The organism is Nocardioides pacificus (assembly GCF_054775955.1).
In genome coordinates this window covers 32758-48771 of record NZ_BAAHCI010000005.1, presented here as the reverse complement: position 1 = coordinate 48771, position 16014 = coordinate 32758, and the positions used below count along the sequence as shown (strand labels likewise).

Annotated in this window: 12 protein-coding genes; 8 read left to right on the top strand and 4 right to left on the bottom strand. The window is 72.7% G+C overall.

The annotated features are described in order from the left end of the window. The first annotated feature begins 216 nt into the window (after window positions 1-216). On the top strand, window positions 217-2610 hold the full coding sequence (locus tag ACYU7L_RS02795) for a molybdopterin cofactor-binding domain-containing protein (RefSeq protein ID WP_460793673.1): 2394 nt from the start codon (window positions 217-219) through the stop codon (window positions 2608-2610). 40 nt (window positions 2611-2650) lie between these two features. Continuing rightward, complete coding sequence (locus ACYU7L_RS02790) at window positions 2651-3127, top strand: (2Fe-2S)-binding protein (RefSeq protein ID WP_460793672.1); 477 nt, start codon at window positions 2651-2653, stop codon at window positions 3125-3127. 336 nt (window positions 3128-3463) lie between these two features. On the opposite strand, the gene ACYU7L_RS02785 is transcribed toward ACYU7L_RS02790, so the two are convergent. Continuing rightward, window positions 3464-5269: a sensor histidine kinase gene (locus tag ACYU7L_RS02785; protein ID WP_460793671.1), complete on the bottom strand. Its 1806-nt coding sequence runs from the start codon at window positions 5267-5269 to the stop codon at window positions 3464-3466. A 2-nt stretch (window positions 5270-5271) separates the two neighbouring features. Next, the gene (locus tag ACYU7L_RS02780; protein ID WP_460793669.1) at window positions 5272-7074 is read right to left on the bottom strand and encodes an ATP-binding protein; all 1803 of its coding nucleotides are present in this window, start codon (window positions 7072-7074) and stop codon (window positions 5272-5274) included. 135 nt (window positions 7075-7209) lie between these two features. Here ACYU7L_RS02780 and purF point away from each other — a divergent pair, with 135 nt between their 5' ends. The 3 genes from purF to ACYU7L_RS02765 all read left to right on the top strand — a co-directional run bounded on the left by purF (window position 7210) and on the right by ACYU7L_RS02765 (window position 10235). Next, window positions 7210-8730 (top strand): amidophosphoribosyltransferase, encoded by a 1521-nt coding sequence (gene purF / locus ACYU7L_RS02775; protein WP_460793667.1) that lies wholly within the window; start codon window positions 7210-7212, stop codon window positions 8728-8730. A gap of 71 nt (window positions 8731-8801) precedes the next feature. After that, a complete protein-coding gene (purM, locus tag ACYU7L_RS02770; RefSeq protein ID WP_460793666.1) occupies window positions 8802-9902 on the top strand; it encodes a phosphoribosylformylglycinamidine cyclo-ligase in 1101 nt (366 codons plus the stop codon). A gap of 144 nt (window positions 9903-10046) precedes the next feature. Next, the gene (locus tag ACYU7L_RS02765) at window positions 10047-10235 is read left to right on the top strand and encodes a DUF3073 domain-containing protein (RefSeq protein WP_460793665.1); all 189 of its coding nucleotides are present in this window, start codon (window positions 10047-10049) and stop codon (window positions 10233-10235) included. Between the two features lie 98 nt (window positions 10236-10333). Here ACYU7L_RS02765 and ACYU7L_RS02760 read toward each other — a convergent pair whose 3' ends face one another. Next, window positions 10334-11452: a Glu/Leu/Phe/Val family dehydrogenase gene (locus ACYU7L_RS02760; RefSeq protein WP_460793664.1), complete on the bottom strand. Its 1119-nt coding sequence runs from the start codon at window positions 11450-11452 to the stop codon at window positions 10334-10336. Window positions 11453-11539: 87 nt separating this feature from the next. Continuing rightward, window positions 11540-13042, bottom strand: a complete 1503-nt coding sequence (locus ACYU7L_RS02755; protein ID WP_460793663.1) for a hypothetical protein — start codon at window positions 13040-13042, stop codon at window positions 11540-11542. 96 nt (window positions 13043-13138) lie between these two features. Between ACYU7L_RS02755 and ACYU7L_RS02750 the strand changes: the two genes are divergently transcribed. From ACYU7L_RS02750 to ACYU7L_RS02740, 3 genes are all read left to right on the top strand, one after another. Continuing rightward, window positions 13139-13915, top strand: a complete 777-nt coding sequence (locus ACYU7L_RS02750; protein WP_460793662.1) for a hypothetical protein — start codon at window positions 13139-13141, stop codon at window positions 13913-13915. 147 nt (window positions 13916-14062) lie between these two features. Further along, the gene (locus ACYU7L_RS02745; protein WP_460793661.1) at window positions 14063-14692 is read left to right on the top strand and encodes a copper chaperone PCu(A)C; all 630 of its coding nucleotides are present in this window, start codon (window positions 14063-14065) and stop codon (window positions 14690-14692) included. Beyond that, a complete protein-coding gene (locus ACYU7L_RS02740) occupies window positions 14692-15933 on the top strand; it encodes a Dyp-type peroxidase (RefSeq protein ID WP_460793660.1) in 1242 nt (413 codons plus the stop codon). The genes ACYU7L_RS02745 and ACYU7L_RS02740 overlap by 1 nt, the downstream gene beginning before the upstream one ends. Window positions 15934-16014: the final 81 nt, after the last annotated feature.

The following is a 16014-nucleotide window of genomic DNA, read 5'->3' as shown; positions in this document are numbered from 1 at the left end:
GGTCGCCGACAGTTCGCGACGGGTCACCGAGAGTCCGCGACGGGTCACCGAGATCTTGGGACGGGTCGGCGCGGGGTGGGTTGTGCCGGGTGCACAACGGGCGGCCTGGATCGTGGGCAGCCACCCCTTGGGTGGTCGTGTGGCGTCTGTCACGGTTGCCGGTGGGAGGGAGCACGACTCCCCGGGCGACCGGGGCCAGGCGTTGGAGGACCCAGGATGGCCGAGCTCCCGCACGACACGCACGACCGGCACGCGCACGACCGATCAGGAGAAGGGCCGGAAGAGGGGTACGACGCCCCGCCTGCAGGCGCGTCCCGCCGGCGCTTCCTGGGCTACGTCCTGGGCGGAGCGACCCTCGTCGCCGCCGCGGACCTGGGTCTGCTCGAGCGACCCGCCGCGGCCGCCGTCGGCCGGCCCGCGCTCGCTCCGACGCTGCCCCAGCCGGCCGAGCTCTTCGACCTCAACGACCTGCTGACCGCGGCCGCCGTACCCACCGCCAACCTGATCCGGATCACCCTCCACGAGGACGGCACGGCGTCGTTCGCACTGCCGCGCGCCGAGGTCGGCCAGGGGATCACCACCTCGACCGCGATGCTGATCGCCGAGGAGCTGGACCTGCCGCTGTCCAAGGTGAAGGTCACGCTGGCCGACGCCCGCCCGGAGCTGCTCTTCAACCAGCTGACCGGAGGCTCCAACACCACGATCTCGACGTACACCCCGATCCGCGTGGCCGCGGCCATCGCGAAGAAGTCGCTGCTCGACGCCGCCGCGATTGCGCTCGGCGACACCGTCGCCAACCTGGTCGCGAAGGCCGGCGTGATCGAGGCGCCCGACGGCACCTCGGTGTCGTACGGCGAGCTCGCCACGCGCGCCGCCAGCCCGACCGACCGCAGCGTCGAGGTCGAGCTCAAGGACGCCAGCGACTTCTCGGTCGTGGGCACGCCCCGCAACCGCATCGACGCGCTCGAGGCGGTCACCGGGCGCAAGCAGTTCACCACCGACCTCAAGGTCCCGGGTGCCCTGCCGACGATGGTCTGCCGGGCGCCCACGCTCAACGGCACCCCCAGGCGTGTGCTCAACCGCGGCCAGGTCGAGCGGATGCCCGGCGTCACCCACGTCGCCCAGGTCGACACCGGCGTCGCCGTGCGGGCGCGCACCTTCGGCCAGTGCATCGATGCGGTGCGCGCACTGCGCGTGGAGTGGAACGACGGGCCGGTGGCGGGTCAGTCCGACGCCGACATCCTGCGCGGGCTCGACGCGCTCGACCCCGACCTGCCGAAGCTGCCGGACACCCCGTTGCTGAAGACCATCGACACCAAGTTCACGTTCTACTTCCGCAGCAACTCCGCGATGGACACCAACTCCGCCATCGCCGACGTACGTCGCGACCGCGCCGAGATCTGGTCGGGCCTGAAGTCGCCGATCGTCGCGCAGCAGGAGATCGCCGCCGTGCTCGGCCTGCCGCCGCACAAGGTGAGCGTCCACGTCACGCAGTCGGGCGGCTCCTTCGGTCGCCGGCTCTTCTACGACGGGGCGCTCGAGGCCGCCAAGGTGAGCAAGGCGATGGGCGTCCCGGTGAAGCTGATGTGGCACCGCGCCGACGACGCCCGCGCCGGACGCGCCCACCCGATGGCCACCTCGCGCATCCGCGCGGCGTACGTCGGCAACCAGGTTCTTGCCTTCCAGCAGGCCCACACCAGCGTGGAGACCGACTATCGCCACGGGCTCGGCGAGATCATCACGGGCCTGGCGACGAAGCTGCCGCCGGGGCTGGGCAACGCCACCTTCGCGCAGACGATCTTCCTGCTGACCCAGGAGGTCCCCTACAACTTCGGTGCGGTCGTGCAGACGCTCGCCGAGACCGACCAGCGGTTCAACACCGGCAGCATGCGCAACATCTACTCGCCCGACGTCCGTGCGGCCGGCGAGCTCGCCGTCGACCAGCTCGCCAAGGCGATGGGCAAGGACCCCTACCGGTTCCGGCGCGAGCAGCTGCGCAACGCCCGGGTCCGCGCCGTCCTCGACAAGGTCGCGCAGGTCGGGGGCTGGGGGCGCCGGATGCCCAAGGGGACGGCGCAGGGGATCGCGATCCACAAGGAGTACAAGGGCGCCAGCGCCTGCCTCGTGGAGATCGACTGCCGGCCGCGGACCACCGAGCGCGACGTGCCCAACGCCGTCACCGGACCGCGCGTCACCAAGGTCGTCTTCGCCGTCGACGTCGGCCTGGTCGTCAACCCGCGCGGTCTCGAGGCCCAGATGCAGGGCGGCATCAACGACGGCATCGCCCTGGCGCTGACCTCCAGCCTGCACCTGCGCGACGGCCACTTCCTCGAGGCCAGCTGGGACAACTACTACTACACCCGGCAGTGGAACACCCCGCCCGAGGTCAAGGTGATCGTGATGCCCTCGCAGGGCGGTCAGCCCGGTGGTGCGGGGGAGGCCGGCGTCGCCGCGTCGTTCGCCGCCGTCGCCTGCGCCTACGCGCGGGCCACCGGCAAGGTCCCCACGCACTTCCCGATCAACCACCTCGAGCCGCTGGCCTTCAACCCGAAGCCGATGGTGCCGCCGGTCCCGGCGTCGCCGACCAACGGTCTCAAGCTCACCTACTGACCTCCACTCCCGCGTCCCACCTGCCAGCCCAGGAGTCCCCGTGCCCCGACAGACCTTCATCCTCAACGGCCGCACCGTCACCGTGAACGTCGCCGACGACGTACGCCTGCTCTGGGTGCTACGCGACGTGCTCGGCGTGACCGGCCCGAAGTACGGCTGCGGCATCAACGTGTGCAAGGCCTGCACCTCCCACATCAACGGCAAGGCCTTCAACCCCTGCGCGGTCCGCGTGGGCGACCTCAAGCGCAAGGACCGCGTCACGACCATCGAGGGCCTGCCCGACACGGTCGGCGAGGAGCTGCACCCCATGCAGCAGGCCTGGCTGGATCGCGACGTCGCCCAGTGCGGCTACTGCCAGCCCGGCCAGATCATGGCCGCCGTCGCGCTCGTCAAGAAGGTACGACGCGAGCGGCGCGCGCTGACCGAGGCCGACCTCGACGGCATCCGCAACATCTGCCGCTGCGGCACCTACACCCGGATCCGGGAGGCGGTGCGGCAGGGGGCGCGGGAGATGTGAGGGCGGCCGTGGGGGGCTGCCGTGGGGGGCTGCCGTGGGGGCTGCCGTTTGGTCCCCAACGGCGTGCATTTCCGGCCGTGGCATGTCGTCTCTGCCCAAACGGTGATGTCTCTCGCGCCTAGCCTGCAGCCGCGCCGATCCGCGCGGAGCTCACGTCGTACGACGCGCCGCGCCGTCGTCGGTCGGGTGCTGGTGAGCGCCCAGCGCCGGCCGCCGACTCCAGCCCGGAAGGGGCGCGCAAGACGCCACGGATTGGGCAGAGACGACATGCCTAGGCGCGGAAATGACGTCGTTGGGGACCAAACGGCGGGCTAGGGCCCGCCACCACGACGCCGGTCAGCCCAGCCCCGGCAGCCAGACGGTGAACGTGCTGCCCTGGCCCAGGGCCGACTCGGCGTCGATCCTGCCGTGATGGCGCTCGACGATGCGCTGGGCGACGGCGAGGCCGAGGCCGGTGCCGGGGGTGGTGAGCTCGTCGGGCACGTCGGCGCGGAAGAACTCGTGGAACAGGCGGATCTGGTCCTCCTCGGAGATGCCGATCCCCTCGTCGGTCACCGCGAGCGTCACCTCCTCGCCCACCTCATCGATCAGGATCCGCACGGCCCGACCGGGCGGCGTGAACCGGACGGCGTTGCTGAGCAGGTTGCCGCAGAGCCGGGTCAGCTCGTGGACGTCGCCGCGGACCATGACCGGGTGGGGCGCGGCCAGGGCGGTGACCCGGAGCTGCTTGGCGGCGATGTCGTCGGCCAGGGCGGCGAGTGCCTGCGCCACGGGTTCGCGCAGGTCGACGGGGGCGGTGTCGGAGTCGTCGTGGGTGGCGCGGCGGGTGGACAGCAGGAGCAGGTCGTCGACCAGGCGTGCCAGCCGGTCGGCGTTCTGGCCGATCGCCGTCAGTGAGACCTCGCCACGACCCGCCAGGTCGGGGGCGCCCTGCAGGAGGTCGACGTTGCCGAGGATCGCGGTCAGCGGGTTCTTCAGCTCGTGGGCGATGGTGTCGATCATCTTGGCCTTGTAGCTGCTCAGCTCTCGCAGCTCGCGGGCCAGCCGTTGCTCGTGCTGGAAGAAGCGGGCGTTCAGGATGGTGCGACCCAGGTCGTGGCCGATGTCCAGCGCGGTCGCCGCCTCGACGTCGCTCCACTCGACGCTCTGGGACCGGGCGAGCGTCATCGTGCCCAGGCACTCGTCGCCGGCCCCCAGCGGCACGAGCATCACCGAGGCGACGTCGCGGGCGCGGAAGAAGTCCATCGCCCGTCGGTGGTCGGCCACGGAGATCAGGCCCTGGGGGAGGCGGTCCTGCGCGACGATCGCGACGCGCTGCTGCGCCCAGCACTCGCGTCCGAGGGCGATCACGATGTCGCGGACGTCGGACGGCGGGTCCACCTCGTCGGGAGCGGCGGGATAGCGGATCACCTGCCCCATGGGGTCCTCGTCGGTGGGCAGCGTCCGCATCCACAGCCCGCTGCAGCGGAAGCCCTCGAGCAGGGCGACCTGGCAGTCCTCGAGCGTGGTGACGAGGTCGAGCTTGGCGCTGGCGGTGCGCACCACCCGGCGCGCCGCCTCGGCCAGCCGGATCTGCTCACCCAGCACGTCACGCTCGAAGGTCCGCAGCACGGCTCGGGCCGCTTGGCTGGCGTAGGTCTCCAGCATCCGGCGCTGGTCGGGGCCGGGCCGTCGCCCGTCCAGGGGCTGGTCGACGGCGAGGATCCCCTGCAGGGTGCCGTCGTCCCCGATGAGAGGAGCCATCAGGACGTCGAGCGGCTGCCAGGCGTCGGGGCCGTCCGCGATGGTGCTGTCGCCCACCCAGATGTCGTTGGCGTAGACGGCCGCCTGCTCGTGGGGGACGAAGCGCAGCAGGTTGCCCCACCGCTCGCCCATCTTGAGCAGGTCGAGCACGACCGGTGTGGGGGCGGTCTCGCCGACCAGCGCCCAGCGCACCTCGTCGTTGCCCGCCGCCGCGATGGTCTCCATCAGGTCGTTCGGACGGAAGACCCCGATCGTGGCGACTGCGAACCCCGCCATGTCGGCCACACCCTGCACGATCACCTGCAGGGTCTCCTTGAGCACCCCGTAGGACAGCGCGCGGTTCAGGTTCGCGTGGATCGGGTACGGCGCCTGGTCCTCAGGCTCGGGGCTCGGGGACATGGTCAGGCTGCCGGAAGACGGACGACGAACGTGCTGCCCTCGCCCAGCGCCGACGTCACCTCGATGCGGCCTCGGTGTCGCTCGACGATGCGCCGCACGATGGCGAGCCCGAGGCCGGTGCCGGGCTGCTGGGTCGCCTCGGGGTTGGTGGAGCGGAAGAACTCGCTGAAGAGGCGCTCCTGGTCCGCGACGCCGATGCCGATGCCGTCGTCGGCGCAGATCAGCACGACCTCGTCGCCCTCCCGGGCCAGGGAGACACGCACCGAGCCGCCGGCGGGGGTGTACTTGACCGCGTTGCTGACGAGGTTGGCGCAGACGCGGTCGAGCTCCTCCCCGTCCCCCATCGCCAGGACGGGGGCCTCCGGCAGGTCGAGCGCGATCGTGAGCTCCTTGCGGCGCACGACGACCTCGACCAGGTCGATGGCCTCGGTGACGTGGCCGCGCAGGTCGATCGGCTCGGTCTCCAGCGGGTTGTCGGGGTCGGTGACCTGGGAGAGCAGCAGCAGGTCCTCGACCAGCTTGTTGAGACGGTTGGCGCTGCGCTCGATGGCGGCCAGCGAGGTGCGGGTGGGGGGCCCGAGGTCGACCTCGCCCTCGAGCATCTCGAGGTGGCCGAGGATCGAGGAGAGCGGGTTCTTCAGCTCGTGCGACACGGTCGCGATCAGCTGCCCCTTGTAGGTGTCCAGGCGCTGCAGCTCGTCGACGAGGCGGTGCTCGCGCTCGAAGAGACGGGCGTTGAGTACGGCGCGGCCGAGGTCGTGGCCCATGTCGAGGGCGACGGCGGCCTCCACGTCGGTCCACTCCGGGTCGCTGTCGTCGCGGGTGAGCACCAGATGACCGAGGCTCTCGGGGCCGGCACCCAGGGGGACGAACATCATCGAGGTGATCTGGACGCCGGCCAGGAAGGCGAGGATCTGCTCGGCCTCCTGGGGAGCGAACAGCCAGCTGGCGGGGCGACGCTGGGAGATCACCCCCGCCCTCTGCTCGCGCCAGCAGGTGGCGGCCGCCCGGGCGGCCAGCGCGCGCATCTCGTCGGGGAGCTCGACGTCGGCGCCGTCGGAGGAGTAGATCGCGCCGTGCTCGAGCCCGCGACCGTCGATGTCGAAGAGCTGGATCCACAGCCCCCGGATGCGGAAGCCCTCGACGATGGCCTTCTGGCAGTCCTCGAGGATGCGGTCCAGGTTGAGCTGGGCGCTGGCGTTGCGCACGATCTTGCGGGCGGTGTCGGCCAGCCGCAGCTCCTCGGCCTGGCGCTCGCGCTCCATCGCGCTGATGATCGCCCGGCCCGCCTGGTCGGCGTACATCTCCAGCTGGCGACGGCGCTCGGTGCCCGGGCGGCGGCCGTCGTCGGGCAGGTCCACGGTCAGGAAGCCGCGCAGCACGCCGGCCTCGTCCTTGAGCGGGGCGGCCAGCAGGTCGAGGGGGTGCCAGGCGAGCGGGTCGTCGCTGACGGGCTCGATGTCGGGGACCCAGCCGGTGCGCACGAAGTCGCCGACCCGGGTGTGCGGGACGAAGCGCAGCGAGCCCCACTCGTCGGCGTGCTCGATCTCCGAGAGCATCTGGCTGACGGGGGAGAAGGTGCCGAGCAGGGCCTGACGGGCCTCCTCGTTGCCGGAGACCGCGACGACCTCGAGCTCGCCGCTGTCGTGCAGCACGCTGAGGCAGGCCACGCCGAAGCCCGCGACGTCGGTCACGCCCTCGGCGATGACGTCGAGCGTGTCCTTGAGCGCGCTGTAGGACCACGCCTCGGCGAGTACCCGGTGGATGCGGTAGTTCGCGAGCTCGCGGACGGTCTCTTCTGGCATGCGGTTCGCGACCCCCTTCCGGGCCCAATGTAGTCGCTGTGCGGAGCCGTCGAGCCTGAATGCGGACCCGTCCGAGGGGCGGAAGGCCTCCCGTCGATGTAGGAGGCGGCGCGCGACGCCCCTAGACTCGTGATCGTGCCCCGGCAGACACCCCGCGGAGACGGGCGGCTCAACCTCGACCTCGACCCCCAGGAACGTGGCCCGCAGGACGCCTGCGGCGTCTTCGGCGTCTGGGCTCCCGGCGAGGACGTCGCCAAGCTGACCTATTTCGGTCTCTACGCCCTGCAGCACCGTGGCCAGGAGTCGGCCGGGATCGCGGTCAGCAACGGCCGACAGATCCTCGTCTACAAGGACATGGGGCTGGTCTCCCAGGTCTTCGACGAGTCCACGCTGGAGTCGCTGCGCGGTCACCTCGCGATCGGCCACTCGCGCTACTCCACCACCGGCGCCAGCACCTGGCAGAACGCCCAGCCGACCTTCCGGCCCACCGCCGACGGCTCGATCGCGCTGGCCCACAACGGCAACCTGATCAACACCCACGAGCTGGTCGCGATGGTCGCCGAGCTCGAGAAGAGCGACGAGGCCGACCTGCAGGGCCGCGAGGTGGAGGTCTCCACCAACGACACCGGCCTGGTCACCGCGCTGCTCGCGCACCACCCCGACACCTCCCTGGAGCAGCGCAGCCTCGAGGTGCTGCCGCTGCTGCGCGGGGCCTTCTCGTTCGTGTGGATGAACGAGAACACCCTGTACGCCGCCCGCGACCCCCAGGGCATCCGACCGCTCGTGCTGGGCCGCCTCGACCGCGGCTGGGTCGTCGCCAGCGAGGACGCCGCCCTGGCCACGATCGGCGCCAGCGTCGTCCGCGAGATCGAGCCCGGCGAGCTCCTGGTGATCGACGAGGAGGGGCTGCGCTCCCACCGCTTCGCCGAGGCCGCGCCCAAGGGCTGCGTCTTCGAGTACGTCTACCTCGCCCGCCCCGACGCCACCATCGCCGGCCGCAACGTGCACGAGGCACGTGTCGAGATGGGGCGCCAGCTGGCCCGCGAGTTCCCCGTCGAGGCCGACATGGTGATGCCGGTCCCCGAGTCGGGCACCCCGGCCGCCGCCGGCTATGCCGAGGAGAGCGGGATCCCCTTCGGCCAGGGCTTCGTGAAGAACGCCTACGTCGGGCGGACCTTCATCCAGCCCAGCCAAACCCTGCGCCAGCTCGGCATCCGGCTCAAGCTCAATGCCCTCGACCACATGATCCGCGGCAAGCGGATCGTCGTCGTCGACGACTCGATCGTGCGCGGCAACACCCAGCGCGCCCAGGTGCGGATGCTGCGCGAGGCCGGCGCCAAGGAGGTCCACGTCCGGATCTCCAGCCCGCCGGTGAAGTGGCCGTGCTTCTACGGCATCGACTTCGCCACCCGCGCCGAGCTGATCGCCAACGGGCTCAGCCCCGAGGAGATCGCGGCCAGTGTCGGCGCCGACACGCTGGGCTACATCTCCCTCGACGGGATGATCGACGCCACCGGCCAGCACACCGACCGCCTCTGCAAGGCCTGCTTCACCGGGGACTACCCCGTCGCGCTGCCCGACGAGAGCCAGCTCGGCAAGCACCTGCTCGAGGCGTCCCTGACCGCCAAGACGCTGCCGGTCCTGAACAACCCCTGAATCCGTCCCGCCTGACCCGTCCCGCCCGAGCGAGCGCCCCCGCCCGCCGTACGCCGTCACCAGGAGCAGTCGTGAGCCAGAACCCCGTCTCGTCCCCGTCTCCCGCTGTGGGGGGCGAGAACGCCTACGCCACCGCGGGCGTCTCGATCGAGGCCGGGGACAAGGCCGTGGAGCTGATGAAGGTCTGGATCGAGAAGGCCCGCCGTCCCGAGATGATCGGCGGCATCGGCGGCTTCGCCGGACTCTTCGACGCCTCGGCGCTCAAGGCCTACGAGCGGCCGCTGCTCGCGTCCTCGACCGACGGCGTCGGCACCAAGGTCGCCATCGCGCAGGCGATGGACAAGCACGACACGATCGGCTTCGACCTGGTCGGCATGGTCGTCGACGACCTCGTCGTCTGCGGCGCCGAGCCGCTCTTCATGACCGACTACATCGCGACCGGCCGGGTCGTCCCCGAGCGGATCGCGGCGATCGTCAAGGGCATCGCGGAGGCCTGCGTCGAGGCCGGCTGCGCGCTCACCGGCGGCGAGACCGCCGAGCACCCGGGCCTGCTCGGCCCTGACGAGTACGACGTGGCCGGCGCGGCGACCGGTGTGGTGGAGGCCGACCGGCTGCTGGGCCCCGGACGGGTGCGCCCCGGCGACGTGGTGATCGCGATGGAGGCCAGCGGGCTGCACTCCAACGGCTACTCGCTGGTGCGCCACGTGCTGCTCAACACCGCCCAGTGGTCGCTGGACCGGCACGTCGACGAGCTGGGACGCACGCTGGGCGAGGAGCTGCTGGTCCCGACCCGGATCTATGCCAAAGCCTGCCTCGCGCTCGCCGCCCGCACGCGCACCCACGCGATGTCCCACGTGACTGGCGGTGGTCTCGCCGCCAACCTGGCCCGGGTGATGCCGATGGAGCTGACCGCGACCATCGACCGCTCCACCTGGACGCCCCAGCCGATCTTCGACCTCGTCCGCGCGGTCGGCGACATCGCCCAGCCCGATCTCGAGCAGACGCTGAACTGCGGCGTCGGGATGGTCGCCCTCACCGACCCCTCGGACGCCGACCTCGCCGTGAGCGTGCTGGCCGAGCACGGCATCCGCGCGTGGGTCGCCGGCGCCGTCCGGGCCGACGACGTGGAGGGCGGACAGGTCCGCCTGACGGGACAGTACGCCGGCTGGTGAGCGCGGTTTCGCTTTGGGCGTACGCGAATTACAGGCCCGGGTGTGCGTGAATAGCCACTCAGCAGGTAGCGTTGCCCTCACGAGAAATCTCTAGGACAGCCCGGGGACCTGTGCCCCGGCCAAGCGTGCGAGGGGGTCGACCCTATGGGGCGCGGCCGAGCTAAGGCCAAGCAGACCAAGGTCGCCCGCGACCTGAAGTACCGGACTCACGAGACGGACTTCGGGGCGTTGGCGAAGGAGCTGCATGGCGGTGAGAACACCACCACACCGGACCTGCCGGAGTCGTCTGTCGACGACTCCGAGGACTGGGCGGACTATCCTCCGCGCGACTGACTGATCTCCTCTTCGGGATCGCAGGATTCCCCGGTCCGCCGGGGAATCCTGACGTTGTCGGCCGAAACTTCGGCCGACAACGTCAGGCTTTGCCTCCCTCAGCCGGTCCAGATCCCGCGTAGGCGGCCGATCTCCCGCATCCGCTGCTCGGCCAACCGGTCGGCGGCCACCGCCGGGGGTACGCCGTCGGTCGCGGCGCGCTCGAACACTGCTCGCGTGGTGTCGAGGATGCCGCTCGCGCGGTGCTGTGCGCGCTCGAAGCTGAAGCCTTCGAGCTCGTCGGCGACCTGGATGAGTCCACCCGAGTTGACGCAGTAGTCCGGGGCGTAGAGCACACCGCGGTCGGCCAGCGACTTCTCGATCCCGGGATGTGCGAGCTGGTTGTTGGCGGCGCCGCACACCACCCGCGCCGAGAGCGTGTCGACGACCTCGTCGGTGAGCGCCGACCCGAGCGCGCACGGCGCGTAGACGTCCAGCGGCGAGGCGACCAGCTCCTCGGTCGAGTCGACGACGCGCACCGCAGGCAGCTCGTCGCGGATCCGGGCGATCGCGGCGGCGGAGACGTCGGTCACCACCACCGACGCCCCGTCGTCGACGAGGTGGCGCGCGAGGTGGCGTCCGACCTTGCCGACCCCGGCGATGCCCACGGTGCGTCCCTCCAGACTGGTGGAGCCCCAGGTGCGCTCCGCGGCGGCGCGCATCCCCTGGAACACGCCGTACGCCGTGAGCACCGAGCTGTCGCCGGCGCCACCGTGCGCGACGGTGCGCCCGGTGACGAACGAGCACTCCCGCGCGATGTGGTCCATGTCCTCGCTGAAGGTGCCGACGTCGCAGGCGGTGAGGTAGCGCCCGCCCAGCGTCTGCACGAAGCGGCCGTAGGCGCGCAGCAGCGCCTCGGACTTCAGCGTCGCCGGGTCGCCGATGATCACGGCCTTGCCGCCGCCGAGGTCGAGCCCGGCGAGCGCGGCCTTGTAGGACATCCCGCGCGACAGGTTGAGCGCGTCCTCGACCGCCGCGCCGGTGGTGGCGTAGGGATGGAAGCGGGTCCCGCCCAGCGCCGGGCCGAGCGCGGTCGAGTGGATGGCGATGATCGCCCGCAGGCCGCTGGCGGGGTCGTTGCAGAAGACGACCTGCTCGTGCTCCGCGCCGAGCTCGAAGACGTCGACGCCGGAGCTGACCGGGGCGCCCGAGCCGGCCGGGGGGTGGGGTCCAGACATGGGGATGGATGTCCTCCTGGTTCATACGCCACGAGGGTGGGTGGCGCGGGTGTGCGGCCACGGGGTGGTGTGACCTCGACCACCAGCCTAGACCCGGTCGGCCCGCATCAGCACGATGTCGCCGTGGGTGCCGTAGCCCGCGAGCTCGCCGCCGCGAGGGCTGCCGTCGAAGGTGACCATCAGCCACCCGTCGCCCTCGCGGACGAGCGTGGGCCACGGGATGTTGGTGGGGTACGGCGCGTCGAGCGCGCCCACCACGCGCAGGCCGAGGTCGAGCACCGGGAAGCGGCGGCGGTCGCCGCGCCGGCTGTCGCGCCCGTCGCTGGCGAGCACGAACCAGCCGGGGGCGAGCGCGGCGTCCCCCGCGCCCGGGTCCGTGGGGTCCAGGTCCTCGGCGGTGAGAGGGACGAGCGTCGTCCCCTCCGTCGCCGTACGTCGGGAGTCGGCCGCGCGGAGCGTGAGCCGGTCCAGCGACGGGCCTTCGGCCAGCGCCGGGTGGAAGCGGAAGAACCGCGACGCGCTGACGAACCCGACCAGCCACCCCCGCTCCGTGCGCACGAGGTGGGGGTCCCAGACCCCGACGGAGCGCAGGTCCTCGGTCGGTGAGGTGGTCGGCAGGTCGAGGGGCTCGGTGGACAGCAGGTGGGCGCCGGTGAGGAGGTCGGCGTCGCTGCGCGCCAGCGTGACGTCGACGCGGGCACCCGCTCGGGCCCGGTCGAAGTCCCCCCAGGTGCTGGTCGCAGCCAGCCAGCCGTCATCGGTGCGCACGAGGTGGGTGGAGTGGTCGCCGAAGGCGCCCGGCCGGTCGGGGCGGCGGAAGAAGAGGTCGGCGCGGTGCTCGAGTGCGTGAGTCGTCGGGTCCAGCGCCCAGACGCCGGTGTGGGCGGTGTCGAAGAAGCCCGGCCCCGCGTGGGTCGCGGTCAGCAGCAGTCGGCCGTCCTCGCGCAGCGGGCTGCCGGCGAGGTCGGTCACCGTGCGTACGTCGCGCAGCCCGAGCTGGCCGAACGCACCCGCCCGCAGCCTCCGCGCCCCGACCTCCTGGGCGCCCGACCACCGGTGCCCGACCTCGATCCCGGCGAGGAACGACTCGGCCCGGGTGTCGAGGCGGTCGGCGAGGTCGACCCGCCCGCGGACGGTCCAGCCGGGGTCGGCCTCCCCGGTGCCCGATCCACCCCCGGGCGCGGTCCGGGTGAGCACGCTCAGGTGGGTGCCCGTGAGCGTCAGACCGAGCTCGGCCACGCCCGCGACCCCGCCGTGCCGTCGGCTGCGGTGGTGGGTCGTGTGCCCGTGCGCGTCGGTGACCTCGAGGCCGGCCCGCCCCGACGGGGCGTCCCACCAGCCCGCGAGGGTGACGGTCCCCGAGGTCAGCTGCAGCGTGAGCCGGCCCGCCGCTCCGGGGGCGAGCTCCGCCGTCACCGCGGCGTACGGCGCGAGCCGCGGGGCGGGCGTCCGTGACGAGGCGGGCGCGGCGGTGTCCCAGGCGAGGTCGACGTCGACGAAGCTCGGAGCCACCAGCGCCACCGGGCGCAGGCGGGCGACGATCTCGAACCGCGGCAGCACCGTCACAGTGTGCCCCAGGCGCTGGATCACGGCTGGGGTGTGAGCCGCGTCATAGCGCTCGGGTCGCGACCGCGCCGCCCCGCGCCGTACCCTGTCCGCGTCGAACAGGTCGGGGAAGGAGCGGCGGTGGGCCCCCTGCTGTGGTTGCGCGCCGGGTTCCTGGGCGCCGCGGTGCTGCTCACCGGTGCCGTCTCCCACGCTGCGGCCGACGGGCGGTTGCCGGGGCTGGGCGCGATGGCGCTGCTCCTCGTCGCCACCACCCTCCTCGCGTCGTTCCTGCTGCGCCGGCGGGCCTCGGTGCCGCGGCTGGTGCTGCTGGTCGTCGGTGGACAGACCCTCGTCCACACGCTGCTCTCCGCGATGGCCGGTCACCACGGCGACTCGGCGGCCACGTCCGTCCCGGCCGCCCAGGCGACCGCAGGGGCCCCGCACGCGCACCATCTGGCGCACCAGCCGGCGCTCGTCGACGACGCCGGTCGCCGGGTGGGCTCGCTGGAGGACCACTTCGCCGCCCAGCTGGCCGAGCAGGTCGGGCCGCTGCCGGAGCCGAGCGGCCCCGCGATCTCGCTGGGCTGGCTGGGCCACCTGGTCGAGCACGTCGTGGACCAGCCGCCGCTGATGCTGCTCGCGCACACGCTCGCTGCGGTCGCGATCGGGGTCTGGCTGGGACTCGGCGAGGCCGCCGTGTGGACGCTCGTCGAGCTCGCCGCCCTGCGCCTTGTCCACGACCTCACCGCCGTCACGGGCCTCGCCCGCGCCCACCGCGCCCGCCTGAGCGTGCTCGCCGCGCTCAGCCCGGTGCGTCGCCGGCTGCTGGCCCGCACCCGGATCCGGCTTCCCCGCCCGGCCCCGGTCCGTCACGTCATCTGTCACCGCGGCCCGCCGGCCCTCCTCCCGGCGTGACCCTGCGCCGACCGAACCGCTGACAGACCCGCTCGGAACCCGAGCGGCCCCCCGGCCGACGCACCCCCCTGTGCGTCGTGTGCCCCACCACGCGCTGTGGCGCGTCCTCGGGCACACGACCCGGCCCCACCTCTGAGGAGAACCCCCATGCAGCACCACACCACCCCTGCGCTCACCGCCCTCCGCTCGCGGGCCCGCCACCGGGCCCGCCTGCGCGTGCTCGGCGTCCCGCTCGCCGTACTCGCCCTCACCCTGGGGGCGACGGCCTGCGGCGACGACGACGCGACCTCCACCGGCCCCGCCACCAGCTCCGCCGCCGCGACCCCCGCGGACTCGTCGGCCGACGCGTCGGCGACGGAGGTCACCGTCGAGGACCCGTGGGTCCGCGCGACGACCGATGCCGACGACACCACGATGACCGGCGCCTTCATGCTGCTGCGCAACGGCGGCGCCGAGGACGCGACCCTCGTCTCCGCCACCTCGCCCGTCGCGAAGATGGTCCAGCTCCACGAGATGGTGATGAAGGACGGCGCGATGGCGATGGCCGAGGTCGAGGACGGCATCGTGATCACCGCGGGCCGGGGCAAGGTCCTCGAGCCCGGCGGCTACCACGTGATGCTGATGGGCCTGACCCAGGAGCTGGCCGCCGGCGACGAGGTCGAGCTGACGCTCGAGCTCTCCGACGGCACCTCGATCGACGTCACGGCCCCGGTGAAGGAGTTCACCGAGGAGGAGGGCCACTACCACTCGCCTGACCAGGGCGAGCACTCCCACTGATGGCGGGCTCCTCGCCGGCCGGCTCTCCGGCCACGTGGGGACGCCGGCGGCTCCTGGGGTACGCCGCGTCGGCTGCGGCCGGCGCGGCGGTCGGGGCCCCCGTGGCTGCGGCGCTCGCCGGAGACGGTGAACCGACGCCCACTCCGGTCGCTGCCGCCACGCCTCCCGGCGCCCACGTCAGCCCCTACGGTGCGCACCAGCCGGGGGTGGCCCAGGCCACCCCGCGGGTGGGCGAGCTGGTCGCCCTGGACCTGCTCGACGACGTCGACCGCGACGCGCTGGGCCGGCTGCTGCGGCTGTGGACCGGTGACGTCGAGGCGCTCGTCGACGGGAGGCCGGCCCCGGGGGACACCGCCCCGGAGCTCTCGGTGGCGCACGCCGACCTCACCATCACTGTCGGGCTCGGGCCGGGTGTCTTCACCCGGCCCGGGCTCGGCCCGCTCCGTCCTCGGGGGCTAGCCCGGGTCCCGGCGATGCGCCACGACCGGCTCCAGCCGCGCTGGACCGGCGGTGACCTGGTGGTGATGGTGGCCGGCGCCGACGGCACCACCGTCGCGCACGCCGTACGACGCCTGGTCGCGGACGCGGCGCCGTTCGCGCGGCTGCGCTGGCGTCAGGGTGGCTCGTGGAACGGGGTGGGCGCCGACGGGAGCGCGGTGACGGGGCGCAACCTGTTCGGGCAGGTCGACGGGAGTGGCAACCCGCGGCCGGGCACGGACCTCTTCGACCGCACGGTGTGGATCGACGAGGGGCCGTGGGCAGGGGGTACGACGCTGGTGGTCCGCCGGATCCGGATGGACCTCGACACCTGGGACGACCTGACCCGCGACGAGCAGGAGCGGTCGGTGGGGAGACGTCTCGCCGACGGCGCCCCGCTCACCGGTGGCGGTGAGCTCGACGCCCTCGACCTGACCGCGCGCAGCGAGGGACGCTGGGTGATTCCCGCAGACGCCCACTCGCGGCGCTCCCACCCGAGCGTGAACGGCGGGGCCCGGATCGTGCGCAAGGGCCTCAACTACACCCGCGAGATCGACGCCGACGCAGGCGGGATGACGATCGAGAGCGGCCTGGTCTTCTGCAGCTTCCAAGCCGACGTCGACCGCCAGTTCACCCCCATCCAGCGCTCGCTCGACGAGTCCGACGCCCTCAACGAGTGGACCACCGCCATCGGGTCGGCGGAGTTCGCGATCCTGCCCGGCTTCGAGAGGGGCGGCTGGCTCGGCGAGCGGCTGCTCGGCTGACCGGCTGCGCGCCGTACCCCACCCCCATGTAACGCGGGGTTATCGCGTCTACCGCAGCGATATACCGCTGTGGCAGTCGCC